The organism is Mesorhizobium sp. WSM3879 (genome assembly GCF_002294915.1).
Taxonomy (GTDB): domain Bacteria; phylum Pseudomonadota; class Alphaproteobacteria; order Rhizobiales; family Rhizobiaceae; genus Mesorhizobium.
On record NZ_NSFZ01000003.1, the window covers coordinates 82,709 to 101,978 of the forward strand.

Below are 19,270 nucleotides of genomic sequence, written 5' to 3' on the forward strand. Positions count from 1 at the left end.
AAGGCCCGGCCGAAGCCGGGCCCTGAAGGAAGATGTTCGGAGCGGCAGCTATTCCGCCGCCTCCTGCAGGCGCGGTGCCGCGCCGCGGATGGCCGCGTCGACATGTGTTTCGAATTTCTCGAAGTTGGCGGCGAACATGTTGACCAGCTTGGAAGCCTGCCGGTCATAGGCCGCCTTGTCGGCCCAGGTCGAACGCGGATCGAGAATGGCGCCGTCGACGCCCGGCACCGCCACCGGCACCTCGAAGCCGAAATTGGCATCGGTGCGGAATTCGGCGGCATTGAGCGAGCCGTCGAGCGCCGCGCCGAGCAGGGCGCGCGTCACCTTGATCGGCATGCGACGGCCGGTGCCATAGGCGCCGCCGGTCCAGCCGGTGTTGACCAGCCAGCAATCGACGCCGTGGCCGGCGATCAGCTCGCGCAGCAGATTGCCGTATTCTGACGGATGGCGCGGCATGAAGGGCGCGCCGAAGCAGGTCGAGAAGGTCGCTTCCGGCTCGGTAACGCCCTTTTCGGTGCCGGCGACCTTGGCCGTATAGCCGGAGAGGAAATGATACATCGCCTGCGCCGGCGTCAGCCTGGCGATCGGCGGCATCACGCCGAAGGCGTCGGCGGTCAGCATGATGATGTTTTTGGGATGGCTGGCGCGTCCGGTCTTCGAGGCATTGGGGATGTAGTCCAGCGGATAGGCGCAGCGGGTGTTTTCGGTGAGGCTGCCGTTGTCGAAATCCGGCACGCGGTCGGCGCCGAGCACGACATTTTCCAGCACGGTGCCGAAGCGCTGCGTGGTGGCGAAGATCTCCGGCTCGGCCTCGGCCGAAAGCCTGATCGTCTTGGCGTAGCAGCCGCCCTCGAAATTGAAGATGCCGTGCGGGCCCCAGCCATGCTCGTCATCGCCGATCAGCGTGCGTGACGGATCGGCCGACAGTGTCGTCTTGCCTGTGCCGGAAAGGCCGAAGAAGACGGCCGCGTCGCCGGCGGGTCCTTCATTGGCCGAGCAATGCATCGGCATGACGCCTTTTTGCGGCAGCAGGTAGTTCAGCACGGTGAACACCGATTTCTTCATCTCGCCGGCATAGGACGTGCCGCCGATCAGCACGATCTTGCGGGTGAGGTCGACCGCGATAACCGTCGCCGCGCGGGTGCCGTGGCGGGCCGGGTCGGCGCGGAAGGACGGCAGGTCGATGATCGTCATCTGCGGCACGAATCGGTCGAGCTCGGCGGCTTGCGGGCGGATCAGGAGATTGCGGATGAACAGCGAGTGCCAGGCGAATTCCGTCACGACGCGAACCGGCAGTTGGAACTCGGCATCGGCGCCGCCGACGAGATCCTGCACATAGAGATCCTTGGCCGCAGCATGGGCGCGGAAATCGGCGAGCAGTGTCTCGAACTGCGCCGGCGAGATCGCCTTGTTGTTTTCCCACCAGACATGCGGGGCGGTGCTGTCGTCACGCACGACGAACTTGTCCTTCGGCGAGCGTCCGGTGTGCTGGCCGGTCTCGGCAACCAGCGCGCCCTGCGCCGTCAATTTCGCCTCGCCGCGGCGGATCGCTTCCTCATAGAGCTCGGCAGCGCCGAAATTATATCGCACCGTGCCCGTGGTCCTCAGGCCGATCGCGTCAATGGCGCGGTCGGGGTTGCGTTTGCCGGCTTCCGACATCAATTTCCTCTCCGGATTTTGGCCGCGTCTGACCGGTCATTGCCGGAACGCGCAAGGGACTAGTTAGGGTCAGAACCAGAAAAGGCGAATGATATCAAATCATTAATCGATTTAAAAATTTTGAAAGTTGTTTAAATCGTTTATATGTGCAAAAAATCACAGAGGTTGCCCAAAGGATTGGCAGGCTTCGTTCGTCCAATCCGGTTACGGGTGCGATCGTGTGTAGCGGCAGGCCGCCCGTGACTTCGGACAAGGCCCGTGCCACATTTTGTACCCAATTTGTCCTGCAAAAGCCCTTTCTCGACGACAGAAGGGACAGCTCATGAGGGAGCCGCTTGAAATGGCAACAATCGCGCTTGTCGACGACGACCGAAATATTTTGACTTCGGTGTCGATCGCGCTCGAATCCGAGGGCTACCGCGTCGAAACCTACACCGACGGCGCGTCGGCGCTCGAAGGCCTGGCGGCGCGGCCGCCGAACCTCGCCATCCTCGACATCAAGATGCCGCGCATGGACGGCATGGAGCTGTTGCGCCGGATGCGGCAAAAATCCGACTTGCCGGTGATCTTCCTGACCTCGAAGGACGATGAGATCGACGAACTGTTCGGCCTCAAGATGGGGGCCGACGACTTCATCCGCAAACCGTTCTCGCAGCGCTTGCTTGTCGAGCGGGTGCGCGCGGTGCTGCGCCGCACCAGCGCCCGCGAGGCGGCCGCCAAGGCGCCCAGCCAGCAGGCGCGCTCGCTCGAGCGTGGCCAACTGGTGATGGACCAGGAGCGGCACACCTGCACCTGGAAGGGCGAGCCGGTGACGCTGACGGTAACCGAGTTCCTGATCCTGCATTCGCTGGCGCAGCGCCCCGGCGTGGTAAAAAGCCGTGATGCGCTGATGGACTCGGCCTATGATGAGCAGGTCTATGTCGACGACCGCACCATCGACAGCCACATCAAGCGGCTGCGCAAGAAGTTCAAGGCCGTCGATGACGACTTCGAGATGATCGAAACCCTTTACGGAGTCGGGTACCGGTTTCGGGAGGCTTGATATATTGAATAGGCAATGGTGAATGGTGGATGGTGCGAGCGGCCCACCGGGCTCTATCGAAGCGCCCCATTTTTCCATTCGCCATGCACCATTCACCGGACAGGGACTGCTAGTTGATGGCAGTGGACGTAGAGCGAGGCAGGCGGGCGGGCGCGGCGAAGCGCCCGTCGCGTATCGTGCCTGCATTCCTGTCGAAGATCACGGTGCCGATGCGCCGCTTCCTCGGCCACCACATCTTCTCCAGCCTGACGCGGCGCATCCTGTTTCTCAACCTGGCCGGCCTCGCCGTGCTGGTCACGGGCATCCTCTATCTCAACACCTTCCGCGACGGGCTGATCGACGCGCGCGTCGAAAGCCTGATGACGCAAGGCGAGATCATCGCCGGCGCCATCGCGGCCTCGGCGACGGTCGAGACCGACTCGATCAGCATCGATCCGGAAAAGCTGCTCGAGCTGCAGGCCGGCGAAAGCCTGGGGCCAGGCTCCGACCAGCTCGACAATCTCGATTTCCCGATCAATCCCGAGCGCGTGGCGCCGGTGCTGCGGCGGCTGATCTCGCCGACCCGCACGCGCGCCCGCATCTACGACCGCGACGCGAACCTGCTGCTCGATTCGCGGCATCTCTATTCGCGCGGCCAGATCCTGCGCTACGACCTGCCGCCTGTCGGCGACGAGCAGCCCGGCCTGTTGGAACGCGTCGAGAAATTCGTCTTCGACTTCTTCCGCAACAAGGACCTGCCCGTCTATCACGAACAGCCCGGCGGCAATGGCGCGGCCTTCCCCGAAGTGGTCAAGGCGCTGACCGGCAGTCCTTCGACCATCGTTCGGGTAAGCGAGCAGGGCGAGCAGATCGTCTCGGTGGCGGTGCCGATCCAGCGCTTCCGCGCCGTGCTCGGGGTCTTGATGCTGTCCACCGAAGGCGGCGATATCGACAAGATCGTCGCGGCCGAACGCAAGGCGATCCTGCGCGTGTTCGGCATCGCGGCTCTTGTCACGGCCATCCTCTCGCTGCTGCTGGCCTCCACCATCGCCAATCCGCTGCGGCGGCTGTCGGCTGCCGCCGTACGGGTGCGGCGCGGCGTCAAGAACCGCGAGGAGATCCCTGACTTCTCCGACCGTCAGGACGAGATCGGCAATCTGTCGATCGCGGTGCGCGACATGACAAACGCGCTCTATGCGCGCATCGAGGCGATCGAAAGCTTCGCGGCCGATGTCTCGCACGAGCTCAAGAATCCGCTGACCTCGCTGCGCAGCGCGGTCGAAACGCTGCCGCTGGCCAAGAACGACACCTCACGCGCGCGCCTGATGGAAATCATCCAGCACGACGTGAAGCGGCTCGACCGGCTGATCACCGATATTTCCGATGCCTCGCGGCTCGACGCCGAATTGGCGCGCGAGGATGCCTCGACGGTCGATCTGAAGAAGTTCATCACCGATCTTGTCGCGGTCTCGCGCGAGACGACGCGCAACAAGAAGTCGGTCGAGATCGAGCTCAAGGTCGCCAAGCTGCCGCAGGGCGTCAAAGGCTACGTCGTTGTCGGCCATGATCTGAGGATAGGCCAGGTCATCACCAACCTGATCGAGAACGCGCGTTCCTTCGTTCCCGAGGAACACGGCCACATCACCATCTCGCTGGCGCGCGCCGGCAAGTTCAACATCGTCACCGTCGACGACAACGGTCCGGGCATCAGAGCCGAAAAGATCGACCGCATCTTCGAGCGCTTCTATACCGACCGGCCCGCCGGCGAGGCCTTCGGCCAGAACTCCGGCCTCGGCCTGTCGATCAGCCGGCAGATCGTCGAAGCGCATGGCGGCACGCTGACGGCGGAAAACATCCCCGGCACCAAGCCGGGCGAGATCAAGGGCGCGCGCTTCGTGGTGACCCTGCCGGCCGAAGGCTGATCTCCGTTCCCAGACACGATTCGAAGAAACGATCATGTCCGATCCTGCCGTGAAGCCCGAAAATATCCACGCAACGGCGATCCTGATCGGCGATCGCGGCGTCCTCATCACCGGGCCGTCCGGCGCCGGTAAGACGACGCTGGCGCTGACGCTCATCGACCATTGCCGGGTGCGCGGGCTGTTTTCGCGACTGATCGGCGATGACAGGCTGCTTGCCGCCCCGCGTCACGGGCGGCTGGTCTGCCGGGCGCCGGCCACCATCGCCGGTCTCGCCGAAGTGCCCGGCTTCATTCCGAGCCCGCTGCCGTTCGAGCCGGGCGGCGTGATCGACCTGCACGTCCGGCTGGTGCCGAAAGAGGAAATGGCCCGCTTCCAGGAAGAAATCAGCGAGCCGGTCGCGGGCTGCCCGGTGCCGCGCATCGATCTTGCCGAGCGCAATGTTGTCACAGGCGTGCCGGCCGTGATGGCGCGGCTGTCGATAGCGCCTTTTTCATGATCCGGTCCGGATTTTTTGCTGCAATGCGTCAAAATGGACCGGGCCGTCGCAATTTTGGGCTTGTCAACCGGCCGTGCGTCGACAAGATAGCGCTCCCGCCGCCTGGAATGGTTGGCGAACATAAAATACGCCAGTGAAGCGGCGATGACGGGAGCCACCAAAGAATGATCGGACTCGTGCTCGTGACGCACGGTCAACTCGCCACCGAGTTCCGGCATGCCGTCGAACACGTGGTGGGGCCACAGGACAATTTCGAAACGGTCGCGATCGGCGCCGACGACGACATGGAGAAGCGCCGGGCCGACATCGTCGACGCGGTGGCACGCGTCGACACCGGGGCCGGCGTCATCGTGCTCACCGACATGTTCGGCGGCACGCCTTCCAATCTCGCCATCTCGGTGATGGAATCGGGCCGCACCGAGGTCATCGCCGGCATGAACCTGCCGATGCTGATCAAGCTCTCCTCGGTCCGCAAGGGCGACAACATGGCGGCCGCGCTCGACGAGGCGCAGGCCGCGGGGCGCAAATACATCAACGTCGCCAGCCAGCTTCTGAGCAGCAAATGAACGCCCATGCGCCGGAAAGAGACGAGGTTGTGCGAGAGTTTCCGATCGTCAACCAGCGCGGCTTGCATGCCCGCGCCTCGGCCAAGTTCGTCCAGGTCGCCAGCGGCTTCGACGCAACCATCCATGTCGAGAAGGACGGCGTGAAGGTCGGCGGCACCTCGATCATGGGCCTGATGATGCTGGCGGCAAGCCCCGGCTATTCGATCCGCGTCACCGCCAGCGGTCCGCAAGCCGGTCCGGCCATGGACGCGCTGGAGCAATTGGTCGCCTCGCGCTTCGGCGAGGAAATCTGACGGTTGCCGCTCGCTGCTCGCATCGTCTCGAAAGACATGCACGAATAAAGATTTCTTTATATCCCATTGTCGTTTGGCAGCCGATCTGCTAGTCAGGCCGGCAATCCGCGCCCTCCATGCGCCGTCCCGGCGCCGGCGCGCTTTTGAAGACAATCACACCGGAGCACTGCCATGACGGGTAGCAAGGACTATGTGGTCGCCGACATTTCGCTTGCCGGCTGGGGCCGCAAGGAGATCGAGATCGCCGAAACCGAGATGCCGGGCCTGATGGCCTGCCGCGAGGAATTCGGCGACAAGAAGCCGCTCAAGGGCGCGCGCATCACCGGCTCGCTGCATATGACGATCCAGACCGCGGTGCTGATCGAGACGCTGAAAGCGCTGGGCGCCGATATACGCTGGGCCTCCTGCAACATCTTCTCCACCCAGGATCACGCCGCCGCGGCGATCGCCGAGGCCGGCATTCCGGTCTTCGCCATCAAGGGCGAGTCGCTGCAGGACTACTGGGATTACACCGACCGGATCTTCCAGTGGGCCGACGGCGGCACGTCCAACATGATCCTCGACGACGGCGGCGACGCCACCATGTACATTCTGCTCGGCGCGCGCGCCGAGGCGGGTGAGGACGTGCTGTCCAATCCGGGCAGCGAAGAGGAAGAGATCCTGTTCGCCCAGATCAAGAAGCGCATGAAGGCTTCGCCGGGCTTCTTCGCCAAGCAGAAGGAAGCGATCCGCGGCGTCACCGAGGAGACGACCACCGGCGTCAACCGCCTCTACCAGTTGCAGAAGAAAGGCCTGCTGCCCTTCCCGGCGATCAACGTCAACGACTCCGTCACCAAGTCGAAATTCGACAACAAATACGGCTGCAAGGAATCGCTGGTCGACGGCATCCGCCGCGGCACCGACACGATGATGGCCGGCAAGGTCGCCGTGGTCTGCGGCTACGGCGATGTCGGCAAAGGCTCTTCGGCCTCGCTGCGCGGCGCCGGCGCTCGCGTCAAGGTGACCGAGGTAGACCCGATCTGCGCTCTGCAGGCGGCGATGGACGGCTACGAAGTGGTCACGCTGGAAGACGCAGCCCCCACCGCCGACATCATCATCACCACCACCGGCAACAAGGACGTCGTCACGCTCGACCATATGCGGGCTATGAAGGACATGGTGATCGTCGGCAACATCGGCCACTTCGACAACGAGATCCAGGTGGCGTCTCTGCGCAACCTGAAATGGACCAACGTCAAGCCGCAGGTGGACATGATCACCTTCCCGGACGGCAAGCGGATGATCCTTCTGTCCGAAGGCCGCCTGCTCAACCTGGGCAACGCCACGGGCCATCCGAGCTTCGTCATGTCGGCTTCGTTCACCAACCAGGTGCTGGCTCAGATCGAGCTGTTCACCAAGCACGGCCAGTACCACAACCAGGTCTATGTGCTGCCCAAGCACCTCGACGAGAAGGTGGCGCGGCTGCATCTCGACAAGCTTGGCGCGCGCCTCACCGAGCTCTCTTCCGAGCAGGCGGCCTATATCGGCGTGACGCCGCAGGGCCCGTTCAAGCCTGAGCACTACCGCTATTAACCAAAACGAAAATATCTACAACATATTGAAGCCGGGTGTTGACTTTGCGCCCGGCTTCATTTTTTGCACCTGTGATTCTTCACGCCGATTCCGGCAGGCGTTATTGTTGTGATTCGCGGTCCGGGGACAGTTGGGCCGGGGACGCATTCAGGGCGGTCTTGCATTCAAGCGGCGAAGAGGACCAAGACATGCCGGGGGATAACCCGCCACGCGCGGGAAAGGCCGTTTCCGGCGGCCACGAGGATTCGATCACGACCGGCTCCGCCGCGGCGGGCGGAGCCCTCTCATGGCGCGCCGGCGCCCGTCTCGGCACGCTTCTTGCCGCCGCCACGTCTGCCGCCCCATTGCTGAGCGTTGTGGCGCATGCCGATACGGGCGTGGCCGCGGCGGTCAGCACGGTCGAAGTGATGCAGCTTGCCATGTTTGCCGGCGTCATGGGGGCAGCCCTTGTCTCGGCCATCTTCCTGATCCGCGAGCGGGCACGGACGGCGTCGCAAAATGTCCAGCTCAGGGCGCGAATCGCCGACGTCAACGCGGCCTTGCAGCGCTCCGAGGCGCTGCTCAATTTGCGCGACCAGCGCGTCGTCGTGTGGAGTTCCGAGATCAAGAAACCGGAGCTGATCGGCAGCCTGCCGCTCGAAAGCGGCGCACCGGACGAGCGGTCCGCCTTCCTCGCTTTCGGCCGCTGGCTGATGCCGCGCTCCGCCGCGGCGCTCGAGAACGCCATAGCGGCGCTGCGCGACCAGGCGAAGACTTTCGACCTCGTCATCGAAACGCAGGCGGGCATGCCGCTGGAGGTGCATGGCCGCAAGAGCGCCGCGCATGTCCTGGTCCGCTTCATATCGCTGTCGGAAACGCTGCGCAGCCAGGCCCGGCTGAAGATCGAGAACCAGCGGCTCAGCGCCGACTACGATACCATGCTCGGCCTGCTCGACGCGCTGAAGATGCCGACATGGCTGCGGGCGGCCGACGGTCGGCTGAAATGGGTCAACCGTGCCTATGCCGAGGCGGTCGAAGCGGAAAGCGCGGAGGCCGCCGTGCGCGAAGCCAAGGAGTTCCTCGGCGGACAGGCGCGCGAGCAGATTGCCGAACAGCACAAGTCGCGCCCCGTCTTCGAGCAGACATTGTCGACGGTCATCGAGGGTGATCGCCACATGTTTTCGGTCACCGACTTTGCGAGCGCCGACGGCTCGGCGGGGCTCGCGTGCGACATCAGCGCGATCGAGACGATCCGCGCCGAATATGAGCGCACCGTGCGCAGCCATGCCGACACGCTCGACCAGCTCAACACGGCGGTGGCGATCTTCGATACCGACGAAAACCTGCGCTTTTTCAACCAGGCATTCCAGAAACTGTGGGGCCTGGACGGCGGCTTTCTGCACAGCGCCCCCTCCAACGCGCTGCTGCTCGACCGGCTGCGCAGCGAAGGCAAGATCGCCGAACAGCCGGAATGGCGGCGCTGGAAGGAGAACCTGCTCGGCGCCTATCGCGCCGTCGAATCGCAGGAGCATTGGTGGCACCTGCCGGACGGCAAGACGATCCGCGTGGTGGCCAACCCGCAGCCCAAGGGCGGCGTCACCTGGGTGTTCGAGAATCTGACCGAGAAGATGGACCTCGAAAGCCGCTATCAGACCGCCGTGCGTGTGCAGGGCGAGACGCTGGACAATCTGGCGGAGGGCGTGGCGGTGTTCGGCCCGGACGGGCGGCTGCGCCTGTCCAACCCCGCCTTTATCGCGCTGTGGGGGCTGGCGCCGGACGCGATCAAGGCTAACGTGCATGTCTCGGCGATCCGCGATCTTTGCGACCAACGCGCGGCAGACAGTCCGTGGGGCGGCTTCGTCGCCGCCATCACCGGCTTCGACGACGAACGCCGCGACCGCCACGGCCAGGCGGAACTCGTCAACGGCACGGTGCTGAGCTATGCCGTGATCCACCTGCCCAACGGGCAAGTGATGATGACCTTTGTCGACGTCACCGACACCGTCAATGTCGAGCGGGCGCTGAAGGACAGGAACGAGGCGCTGGAGAAGTCAGACCAGTTGAAGAACGAGTTCGTGCAGCACGTCTCCTACGAACTGCGCTCGCCGCTGACCAACATCATCGGCTTCACCGAACTGCTGTCGCTGCCGACGACGGGACCGCTGACGCCGAAGCAGCGCGAATATGTCGAGCATGTCGGCTCGTCGTCCTCGGTGCTGCTCACCATCGTCAACGACATACTGGATCTTGCGACGGTCGATGCCGGCATCATGCAGCTCGACATTTCCGAGATGAGCATCGACAGGACGATCGCCGCGGCCGCCGAGCTGGTCGCCGACCGGCTGGAAGAGCATCAGATCAAGCTCAAGGTCGACGCTGCATCGGCGCCGAAGAGCTTCCACGGCGACGAGATCCGGGTCCGCCAGATCCTCTACAATCTGTTGAGCAATGCCGCGAATTATGCGCCAGCGGCGAGCACGATCACGCTCACTTGCCGTCAAATGGCCGACGGCGTCGAATTCTCGGTGCATGACGACGGGCCGGGCATGCCGCCGGACGTGCTGGAATCGGTCTTCCGACGCTTCGAGCCGCGCGCCAATGGCGGCCGCCGACGCGGCGCCGGGTTGGGACTGTCGATCGTCAAGAGCTTCGTCGAATTGCACGGCGGAACGGTGCGTATAGAGACCGGCGCCGACAAGGGCACGACCGTGATCTGCACCTTCCCGGAGACGCCCTCCGGCGGCATCCGCGAAGCGGCCGAGTAACGCGCTTTGGCAGAAACGGTGTTGGAACGATTTCTCGCCGACGAGGCGGCGACCGCAAGGCTTGGCGAAGACCTTGCCATGGCGCTGCGGGCTGGCGACGCAATTGCGCTGAAAGGCGATCTCGGCGCCGGCAAGTCGACGCTGGCCCGCGCGCTCATCCGGGCGCTTGCCGACGACGCCGGCCTCGAAGTGCCGAGCCCGACCTTCACGCTGGTGCAGAGCTACGAGACGCGGATACCCGTGCACCATTTCGACCTCTACCGCCTATCCTCGCCGGACGAGCTCGACGAGCTCGGCCTCGACGACGCGCTGGCGCAGGGCGCGGCACTGATCGAATGGCCGGACCGAGCCGGCGACCAGCTGCCGGCAAATGCGCTCCAGGTCGAGCTTATCGAGCAGGGCGCGGGCCGGTCGGCAAGGATCTCCGGACAGGGAGCCGCCTTCGAGCGCGCGGCGCGCTCGCTGGCGATGCGTGATTTCCTGGCCTCGGCCGGCTGGGGCGAAGCGAGCCGCCGTCATTTCGTCGGCGACGCGTCCGCCCGTTCCTACGAGATCGCCTCGCTTCCCGGCCGGGCGCCGCGGGTGCTGATGAACTCGCCGCGCCTGGTGCTCGGACCGCCGGTGCGGGACGGCAAGCCTTACGCCGTGATCGCTCACACCGCACAATCGGTCACCGCCTTCGTCGCCATCGACCGCGCACTTCTCGCCGCCGGCGTCAGCGTGCCGCTTACCCATGCGCAGGATCTCGACCAGGGCTTTCTGCTGCTCGAACATCTCGGCTCGGAAGGATTTTTGGGCGGCGACGGCCAGCCGATCGTCGAGCGCTATGAGGCAGCGGCGGAGCTGCTCGCCATGATGCATGGCAAGGCCTGGCCCGACCGCATGGAGGCCGCGCCGGGCGTGTACCACGACGTTCCGCCCTTTGACCGCGAGGCGATGCTGATCGAAGCGGACCTTCTGGTCGATTGGTATGTGCCGATGGTCACCGGCGAGCCGGCAAGCGATGAATTGCGGGCAGGCTACCACAAGGCATGGAACGCGGTGCTCGACCGGCTCGAGGGCCAGGAATACACGCTGATGCTGCGCGACTTCCATTCGCCCAACATCATCTGGCGGGCAGAGCGTTCCGGCCTCGATCGGCTCGGCATCATCGACGTGCAGGACGCGCTGATCGGCCCGGCGGCTTACGACGTCGCCTCTTTGGCCATGGATGCGCGTGTCACCGTCTCGACCGAGATCGAGCGGCGGACGGTCGAAGCCTATGTCGCAGCGCGGCGTTCGGCCGGCGCCTTCGACGAAGCCGGCTTCGCCGAGGCCTATGCGATCATGGCGGCGCAGCGCAATTCGAAGATCCTCGGCATCTTCGTGCGGCTCGAAAAGCGCGACGGCAAGCCCTACTATCTGAAGCACCTGCCGCGCATCCGCGACTATCTGAGGCGGGCGCTGGCGCATCCGGCGCTTGCCGGCCTGAAGGAATTTTACATGGCCCACGGCCTGCTCGAGGAGCGCTCGCCATGAAGCCGAAGACCGCGATGGTGCTTGCGGCCGGTCTCGGCAAGCGCATGCGGCCGATCACCGACACGATGCCGAAGCCGCTGGTGACGATCGCCGGCAAGACCTTGCTCGACTGGGGGTTGGACAGCCTGGAAGCCGCCGGCGTCGCCAGCGCCGTCGTCAACGTTCACTACCTGCCGGAGCAGATCATCGCCCATGTCGCTGGCCGCCAGGCGCCGAAGATCGTCATTTCCGACGAGCGCGCGGGCTTGCTGGACTCAGCCGGCGGCATCGTCAAAGCGCTGCCGCTCTTGGGGAGCGAGCCTTTCTACATCATCAATGCCGATACGTTCTGGATCGACAGCGGCGAGCCCAGCCTCGAGCGCCTCGCCCTTGCATGGGACGCCGCCAGAATGGATATTCTGCTGATGCTCACCGATCTCGACTCAGCGATCGGACACTGCGTCGGCACCGATTTCCTCGTGGCGCCGGACGGCGCGCTGCGCCGTTCCAAAGGCGACCCTGCCGGCTTGATCTATGCCGGTGCCGCGATCATCGATCCGCACATCTTCAAGGATGCGCCCGAAGGCCCGCATTCGATCAACGCCTATTTCGACAAGGCAATCGCCGCCGGCCGCCTGTTCGGCATGAAGATGAGAGGCCGCTGGATCACCGTCGGGACGCCGGACGCCATTCCGGCGGCCGAAGCGGCGGTCACCGGCGCGCCCGCGACCGCGTCGGCCCAAAAATCGGGTGCGATTTTTGGAAAGCACGATGCGTAGACTCAAAGAGTTAGATCGTCGTTTGTGCGCTCAAACGGGCGCACGGCGATCTAATACGGTATGAGCGGCTCGCGCCGCGTCCTTTCCATCCCGTCCGGAGCGCCGTTCCTACCGACGCTGGCGGAGGCGTTGCTCGAAGGCCGTCTGATCCCGGGCTTCCGCTTCGACGGCGAGCCGCTGGCACTGGCCGATGCGACCATCTATGTGCCGACGCGGCGCGCAGCCCGCGCGTTGCGCGGCGCCTTCGTCGACATGCTCGGCAGACGCTCGGCCATCTTGCCGACGGTACGGCCGCTCGGCGAGTTCGACGAGGACGAGGTCGCCTTTGATGCCGAGGCGGCACCGGCAATAGACCTCGCACCGCCGATCGCCGCGCAGGAAAGGCTGCTGTTGCTGGCGCCGCTGGTGCGCGCCTGGAAGGAAAGCCTGCCGGCGCATGTCAAGGCTCGCTTCAACGAGGAGTTCGTCGTGCCGACCTCGGCCGCCGACGCCATTTGGCTTTCGCGCGACCTTGCCCGGCTGATGGACGAGATCGAGACCGAGGGGACGGACTGGGCGAAGCTCGCCACGCTGGTCACCGGCAACCTTGCCGGCTGGTGGCAGGTGACGCTCGATTTCCTCGCCATCGTCACCGACAACTGGCCGGAGTTGCTCAAAGAGCGTGACCGCTCCAATCCGGCCGCGCACCGCAGCGCGCTGATCCGGCTGGAAGCGGCGCGGCTGAAGCGCAGTCCGCCGACCGGACCGGTGATCGCCGCCGGTTCGACCGGCTCCATTCCAGCCACGGCCGAGTTGCTTGCCGTGATCGCCGGCTTGCCGAACGGCGCCGTCGTGCTGCCCGGGCTCGACCGTGAGCTCGACGACGCGTCCTTCGCGGCGATAACCGCGCCCGGCGCGCGGCCGGCAACACTTGGTCACCCACAATACGGCCTCGCCAAGCTGATCGGCAGCATTGGCATTGAGCGCCGCGATGTCGAGGAGATCGGCGCTGCGTCAAGACCGCTTGCATTACGCGCCGCCCTTGTCGGCGAGGCGCTGCGGCCGGCCGAGACCACCGAGCTTTGGACGGAGTCGCGGCCGCGTTTCCCGGTCAGCGATGTCGAGCAGGCGCTGGCCGGCGTGACGCTGGTCGAGGCTGCCAATGAGCGCGACGAGGCGGCAGCGATTGCCATTGCGCTAAAGCGCGCAGTGGAAATGCCGGGCAAGCGCGCGGCGCTCGTCACCGGCGACCGCGCCCTGGCGCGACGCGTCTCGGCCGAGCTGCTGCGCTTCGGCGTCGTCGCTGACGATTCCGGCGGCACGCCGCTAGCCAACACGCCGGCCGCCAGCCTGCTCAGGCTGGCGCTAGGCGCAGCATTCCGGCCAGGCGATCCGGTGGGTCTATTGTCGCTGCTCAAGCATCCGCTGCTTGGCCTCGGTCTCGAACGCCAGAGCGTGCGCAAGGCTGCCGAGCTGATCGAGCTGGTGGCGCTGCGCGGCGGCACCGGCCGGCCGGACGTCGCTTCCCTCGACGCGCTTTTCGAGACGCGGCTCGCGGGCCTTGGCGGCGACAGCCGTCAGCCCTTCTGGTTCCAGCGCCTCACGGTACGCGGTATCGAAGAGGCGCGGGGCGTGCTCAATCGCCTCACCGATGCGCTATCCCCGCTCACGGCGATGCGCGGCGAGAAGGATGCCGATATCGCGACATTGACGCGGGCGAGCGTCGTGGCGCTGGAAGGTCTCGGCCGCGCGGCCGATGACAGCCTGACCAGCCTCTATGCCGGCGACGCCGGCGAGAAGCTCGCCGAGCTTCTGCGCGGGCTGGTTGCCGCGTCATCGCCGTTTATGTTCGATGCGGGCGAATGGCCCGACGTGATGGAGGCGCTGATCGCGCCGGAAACGGTCAAGCCGGCGCAAGGCACCGACCGCAACATCGCCATCTGGGGCGCGCTGGAAGCTCGCCTGCAAAGCGTCGACACGCTCGTCATCGGCGGCCTCAATGAAGGGGTCTGGCCGCGCAAGCCCGAGAGCGACCGGTTCATGTCGCGGCTGATGAAGACCGGCATCGATCTCGAGCCGCCGGAGCGGCGCATCGGCCTGGCCGCGCATGATTTCCAGATTGCGATGGGTACTGAAACGGTGGTGCTGACCCGCTCGGCCCGATCCGGCGACGCGCCGGCGGTGCCGTCGCGCTGGCTGCAGCGCATCCTGACCTTCATCGGCAAGGACCAGGCGACGGCAGTTCGCCGGCGCGGCGACGCGCTGCTTGCCTGGGCGCGCGCGCTCGATGCCGGCGACAGGAAGGATTTCGCGTCCCGCCCACAGCCGAAACCGCCGCTGCACCTGCGGCCACAGCATTTCTCGGTCACCGAGATCGAGACGCTGCGCCGCGACCCCTATGCGATCTATGCCAGGCGGATTCTCGGCCTGATGCCGCTCGACCCGGTGATCCGCGACCCCGGCGCTGCCGAACGCGGCACGCTGTTCCACGAAATCCTGCATTTGTTTTCGCGCAGGGTGGAAGATCCGAGGGCGCCGGGCGCGCTGGCAGCCCTCATCGAGGCCGGTCGCGCGTGCTTTGCCGACGCGGCACTTCCGCCCGATATCGAGGCGGTGTGGTGGCCGCGCTTCGAAAAGCTCGCGGAAAACATCATCGAATGGGAGCATACCCGCGCCGACGCCGTCGCCCGGCGCTATGCCGAGGAACGCGCCGAAAAGACCGTTGTCGGCCGCACCGGCATCACGCTGTCGGGCTATGCCGACCGGGTCGACCTTCTCGCAGGCGGCATGGCCGACATCCTCGACTACAAGACCGGTTCCTCGCCTTCGAAGGCGCAGGCGCATACGCTTCTGTCGCCGCAGCTGGCACTCGAGGGCGCGCTTCTTCGGCGGGGCGCCTTCAAGGAGCTCGGCATCTGCGAGCCCTCGCAGCTTGCCTTCGTGCGGCTGAAGCCGAACGGCGAGGTGTTCGAGGAATCGATCCTCGAATACAACCGCAAGCCGAAGACCGCCAACGAGCTTGCCGAGGAAGCGTGGGCGCGGCTGGAAAGGCTGCTCTTCCACTATGCTGACCCGACCAGCGGCTATCTGTCGCGCGCGCTGCCATTCCGTGAAGGCGAGGCCGATGGCGACTACGACCATCTGGCGCGCGTGCTGGAGTGGTCGGCCGGCGGCGCAAGCGAGGACGAGGCGGAAGGATGAGATATCCCATCCCCTCCGACACCGCCGCCAGCCAGGCGCGCGCTTCCGATCCGCAAAATTCCGCCTGGGTCTCGGCCAATGCCGGCTCGGGCAAGACCCATGTGCTGGCGCAACGCGTCATCCGGCTTCTGCTCAACGGCACCGATCCGTCGAAGATCCTGTGCCTGACCTACACGCGCGCCGCCGCCGCCAACATGTCGAACCGCGTGTTCTCGACGTTGTCGGAGTGGACGGCGCTTCCAGACGCCGAGCTTGCGACACGGATCGCGGCGCTCGACGGGCGGGCGGCCGACCGCGATACGATGCGGCGCGCGCGCCGATTGTTTGCCGAGGCGCTGGAAACGCCGGGTGGCCTGAAAATTCAGACCATCCACGCCTTCTGCGAATCGGTGCTGCATCAGTTCCCGCTCGAAGCCAACATCCCGGCGCATTTCGAGATGCTCGACCCCCAGATGGAGGCCTCGCTTTTCGCGGATGCGCGACGCGACATGATCTCGGGTGCCGGCGCTGGTGTCGAAGGCCTGGCGGAAGCCTTTGCCACGGTGCTGGAGCGCGGCGGCGAATTCGGGCTCGACATGCTGCTCTCCGAGATCGTCGGCAAGCGCGACGAACTGCGCGCCTTTATCGAAAAGCTGGGCAAGGACCGAGATTTCCGGCTGCTGTTCGCCGAGTTCGGCTTCAACCCCGGCCAGACGGCAGCCGGCATTGCCGCTTCGGTCTGGCCGCTGCCAGGCTTTGCGCCGAGCCAGTTCGCTGAATTCGCGCGCGCCGCCGAAGCCGCCGACGCGCGGCAAGTGCTGAACAACGTGCTGCCCTATGCGCAGACCGCCTTTGCCGAAGCCGATCCGATCAGGCGACTGCGACTGCTCGTCAAGGCATTTCTGCGCTCCGATGGCGACCCTTACGATCCACCGAAGATCTTCAAGAAAGCGCTGGTCGACAGGCTGCCCGACCTGCCCGAGCGCTATCTCGCGGCGGCCAAGGCGATCCTTGAAGTATCGGAACGGCTGGCGCTGTTCCGCATGCTCGAAGGCACGGCTGCCGCGCTCACGGTCGCCGGCTGGCTGATCGCCCGCTACGAGCAGCTGAAGCGAAGCCGCGGTTTCCTCGACTTCAACGATTTGATCACCCGCACGGTCAGCCTGCTGTCGCGGCCCGATGCCGGGCCGTGGGTGCAGTTCAAGCTGGACCAGGGCATCGACCATATCCTGCTCGACGAGGCGCAGGACACCAGTCCCGACCAGTGGGAAGTGGTGAAGAAGCTGACGGAAGAATTCTTCGCCGGGCTCGGCCAGCGCGAGACGGTGCGGCGCACCGTGTTCGCCGTAGGCGACGAGAAACAGTCGATCTACTCCTTCCAAGGCGCAGCGCCCGATTCCTTTGCCGAAAGCCGGCTTTTGTTTGCCGGGCGGGTGCGCGACGCGGAGGCTTCGTTTGCCGACCTGAAGCTCACCTGGTCGTTCCGCTCGAGCGACGACGTGCTCGCCGCCGTCGACCGTGTCTTCGCCGAACCAGGCGTGCGGCGCGGCATCAGCCACGATCCCGATCCGCTCAGCCACAAGGCGATCCGCATCGATGCGCCGGGCTATGTCGAGGTGTGGCCCTCGATCGGCGCCGAAATGGTCGAAGAGCCCGACGACTGGACCTTGCCGGTCAACCACGCCAGCGCGCCCGCCGTGCGCGTGGCCGAACATGTGGCAACGACGATCCAGAACTGGCTGCGCCACGGCGAGGCCATCGAAGGCAAGGGCCGCAAGCTGACCGCCGGCGACATCCTGGTGCTGGTGCGCAAGCGCGATCGCTTCGTGCACGCGCTGTCGCGCAGCCTCAAGAACCGGCAGATCCCGGTCGCCGGCGCCGACAGGCTGAGCCTTCCCGGCCACATCGCCGTGCAGGACCTGATCGCGCTCGGCCATTTTTTGATCCAGCCGGAGGACGACCTGTCCCTGGCCGCCGTGCTGCGCAGCCCGATCTTCGAGGTTTCCGAGGAGACGTTGCTCACGCTCGCCGGCGAGCGGCCAAAGGGCCAGTCGCTGATCGCATCACTCCGGCAGCATGCCGGCGGAGACGAGGTCTTGGCCGCCGTTGTTAGCCGGCTCGATGGCTGGGCGACTGAGGTGGCGTTCAAGCCGGTGTTTGAATTCTATGCCGCCGCGCTTTCGCGTGACGGCCTGCGCCGCAAGATGACGGCCCGGCTCGGGCCGGAAGCCGGCGACATCCTCGACGAGTTCCTGAGTTTCTGCCTGGCTGAGGAACGTACCGGCCTGCCGGGGCTGGAATCCTTCCTCTCGACGCTGGAAAACAGCGGGCCGGAGATCAAGCGCGAGATGGACCAGACCCGCAACGAGGTGCGCGTCATGACCGTGCACGCCGCCAAGGGCCTGGAGGCGCCGGTCGTCTTCCTGGTCGACGGCGGCTCGGCGCCGTTCAGCGACCAGCACCTGCCGCGGCTGATGGCCTTCGAAAGCTCGGGCGCTGATTGGAAGGGCAAGGGCTATCTCTGGCGCTCGGCGAGTGACGTCGCCAACGGCGTTTCGAAAGCGGCCTCGGCGCGGGCGCGCGAGCTTGCCGACGACGAATACCGGCGGCTGCTCTATGTCGGCATGACGCGCGCCGAGGACCGGCTGATCGTCTGCGGCTATCACGGCAAGCGCGCGCCGAGCACCGGCACCTGGCATTCGATTGTCAGCCGGGCACTGCTGGGTGCGCCGGAAAGCGCTGAGCGGCCGCATCCGGCGACACCCGACGTGGCGGTGCATCGCTTCCATATGACCAAGCTGCCGCCGATGGCGCTCAATCAGGCTGAGGAGACGATACTGTTCGATCATGCCGCGCCGCTGCCGGACGGCCTGTTCCGGCCGCTCCCGCCCTATGAGGACTTGCCGCGGCCGCTCTCGCCTTCAGGCGCCTCGGCGCTGATCGACGAAGCGACGGAAAGCTTGCCCGACACGCGCTCGCCGGTGCTCGCTGCGGAAACCGAACCCGGCTTTGCGGTGATGCGCGGGCTGGCACTGCACAAATTGCTGCAGATGCTGCCCGGCATCGCCGAGGACGGGAGGCGGAGCGCGGCCGAGCGCTATCTAGCGCGCGCCGGCGCCGACTGGCCGGCCGAAGAGCGCGACACGGCGCTGGAAGCCGTGCTTTCCATCCTGTCCGACAGAAGCTTCGGGGCGCTGTTCTCGCCGTCCTCGCGGGCGGAAGTCGCCGTCATGGGCGGCCTGGAGGTAAGGGGCAGGCTGCGCTCGATCTCCGGCAAGATCGATCGGCTGGCCGTCACCGCGGAAACGGTCTCGATCGTCGACTACAAGACCAACCGGCCGGCGCCGGCCAGCCTGGCCGAAGTGCCGCCGGCCTATGTCCTGCAGCTTGCGCTCTACCGCGCGCTGCTTCAGCCGCTCTATCCGGGCCGCACGGTGACGGCCGCGCTGCTGTTCACCGAGGCGCCGCGCCTGATCGAGCTGCCGACAGCGGCCATGGACGGTGCCCTTGCCCGACTCACGGGAGCGTGACACAAGAACTGCTTGAACATCGCCACCACAGC

12 protein-coding genes are annotated in these 19,270 nt (G+C 65.8%); 11 read left to right on the forward strand and 1 reads right to left on the reverse strand.

Translation table 11 applies throughout. The annotated features are described in order from the left end of the window. Window positions 1-48 precede the first annotated feature (48 nt). Window positions 49-1,659, reverse strand: a complete 1,611-nt coding sequence (locus CK218_RS06965) for a phosphoenolpyruvate carboxykinase (RefSeq protein WP_095827271.1) — start codon at window positions 1,657-1,659, stop codon at window positions 49-51. 340 nt (window positions 1,660-1,999) lie between these two features. On the opposite strand from CK218_RS06965, the gene CK218_RS06970 reads away from it, so the two are divergent. From CK218_RS06970 to addA, 11 genes are all read left to right on the forward strand, one after another. Then, window positions 2,000-2,701: a response regulator transcription factor gene (locus CK218_RS06970; RefSeq protein ID WP_006201274.1), complete on the forward strand. Its 702-nt coding sequence runs from the start codon at window positions 2,000-2,002 to the stop codon at window positions 2,699-2,701. A gap of 116 nt (window positions 2,702-2,817) precedes the next feature. Beyond that, window positions 2,818-4,602, forward strand: coding sequence for a sensor histidine kinase (locus tag CK218_RS06975; protein ID WP_095827272.1), 1,785 nt, complete (start codon window positions 2,818-2,820; stop codon window positions 4,600-4,602). A 34-nt stretch (window positions 4,603-4,636) separates the two neighbouring features. After that, window positions 4,637-5,098, forward strand: a complete 462-nt coding sequence (locus CK218_RS06980) for a serine kinase (protein ID WP_067002919.1) — start codon at window positions 4,637-4,639, stop codon at window positions 5,096-5,098. 164 nt (window positions 5,099-5,262) lie between these two features. Continuing rightward, window positions 5,263-5,664: a PTS sugar transporter subunit IIA gene (locus CK218_RS06985; protein WP_067002921.1), complete on the forward strand. Its 402-nt coding sequence runs from the start codon at window positions 5,263-5,265 to the stop codon at window positions 5,662-5,664. Beyond that, window positions 5,661-5,957: an HPr family phosphocarrier protein gene (locus tag CK218_RS06990; protein ID WP_067002923.1), complete on the forward strand. Its 297-nt coding sequence runs from the start codon at window positions 5,661-5,663 to the stop codon at window positions 5,955-5,957. Before CK218_RS06985 ends, CK218_RS06990 begins: the two co-directional genes overlap by 4 nt. A gap of 171 nt (window positions 5,958-6,128) precedes the next feature. Next, window positions 6,129-7,529 (forward strand): adenosylhomocysteinase, encoded by a 1,401-nt coding sequence (gene ahcY / locus CK218_RS06995; protein WP_095827273.1) that lies wholly within the window; start codon window positions 6,129-6,131, stop codon window positions 7,527-7,529. 188 nt (window positions 7,530-7,717) lie between these two features. Next, window positions 7,718-10,273, forward strand: a complete 2,556-nt coding sequence (locus tag CK218_RS07000; protein WP_095827274.1) for a PAS domain-containing sensor histidine kinase — start codon at window positions 7,718-7,720, stop codon at window positions 10,271-10,273. A 6-nt stretch (window positions 10,274-10,279) separates the two neighbouring features. Then, on the forward strand, window positions 10,280-11,791 hold the full coding sequence (gene tsaE / locus CK218_RS07005) for a tRNA (adenosine(37)-N6)-threonylcarbamoyltransferase complex ATPase subunit type 1 TsaE (protein WP_095827275.1): 1,512 nt from the start codon (window positions 10,280-10,282) through the stop codon (window positions 11,789-11,791). Continuing rightward, on the forward strand, window positions 11,788-12,549 hold the full coding sequence (locus tag CK218_RS07010) for a nucleotidyltransferase family protein (protein WP_095827276.1): 762 nt from the start codon (window positions 11,788-11,790) through the stop codon (window positions 12,547-12,549). The genes tsaE and CK218_RS07010 overlap by 4 nt, the downstream gene beginning before the upstream one ends. 60 nt (window positions 12,550-12,609) lie before the next feature. Beyond that, window positions 12,610-15,729 (forward strand): double-strand break repair protein AddB, encoded by a 3,120-nt coding sequence (gene addB / locus CK218_RS07015; protein ID WP_095827277.1) that lies wholly within the window; start codon window positions 12,610-12,612, stop codon window positions 15,727-15,729. Next, window positions 15,726-19,238, forward strand: a complete 3,513-nt coding sequence (gene addA, locus CK218_RS07020) for a double-strand break repair helicase AddA (RefSeq protein ID WP_095827278.1) — start codon at window positions 15,726-15,728, stop codon at window positions 19,236-19,238. Before addB ends, addA begins: the two co-directional genes overlap by 4 nt. Window positions 19,239-19,270: the final 32 nt, after the last annotated feature.

Excerpts from the sequence above, each read along its gene's own strand:
- CK218_RS07010 (WP_095827276.1), top strand. The coding sequence starts at position 11,788 with ATGAAGCCGAAGACCGCGATGGTGCTTGCGGCCGGTCTCGGCAAGCGC.
- CK218_RS06980 (WP_067002919.1), top strand. The coding sequence starts at position 4,637 with ATGTCCGATCCTGCCGTGAAGCCCGAAAATATCCACGCAACGGCGATC.
- CK218_RS06975 (WP_095827272.1), top strand. The coding sequence starts at position 2,818 with ATGGCAGTGGACGTAGAGCGAGGCAGGCGGGCGGGCGCGGCGAAGCGC.
- CK218_RS06990 (WP_067002923.1), top strand. The coding sequence starts at position 5,661 with ATGAACGCCCATGCGCCGGAAAGAGACGAGGTTGTGCGAGAGTTTCCG.
- CK218_RS06985 (WP_067002921.1), top strand. The coding sequence starts at position 5,263 with ATGATCGGACTCGTGCTCGTGACGCACGGTCAACTCGCCACCGAGTTC.
- CK218_RS07000 (WP_095827274.1), top strand. The coding sequence starts at position 7,718 with ATGCCGGGGGATAACCCGCCACGCGCGGGAAAGGCCGTTTCCGGCGGC.
- addB (WP_095827277.1), top strand. The coding sequence starts at position 12,610 with ATGAGCGGCTCGCGCCGCGTCCTTTCCATCCCGTCCGGAGCGCCGTTC.
- CK218_RS06965 (WP_095827271.1), bottom strand. The coding sequence starts at position 1,659 with ATGTCGGAAGCCGGCAAACGCAACCCCGACCGCGCCATTGACGCGATC.
- CK218_RS06970 (WP_006201274.1), top strand. The coding sequence starts at position 2,000 with ATGGCAACAATCGCGCTTGTCGACGACGACCGAAATATTTTGACTTCG.
- ahcY (WP_095827273.1), top strand. The coding sequence starts at position 6,129 with ATGACGGGTAGCAAGGACTATGTGGTCGCCGACATTTCGCTTGCCGGC.
- addA (WP_095827278.1), top strand. The coding sequence starts at position 15,726 with ATGAGATATCCCATCCCCTCCGACACCGCCGCCAGCCAGGCGCGCGCT.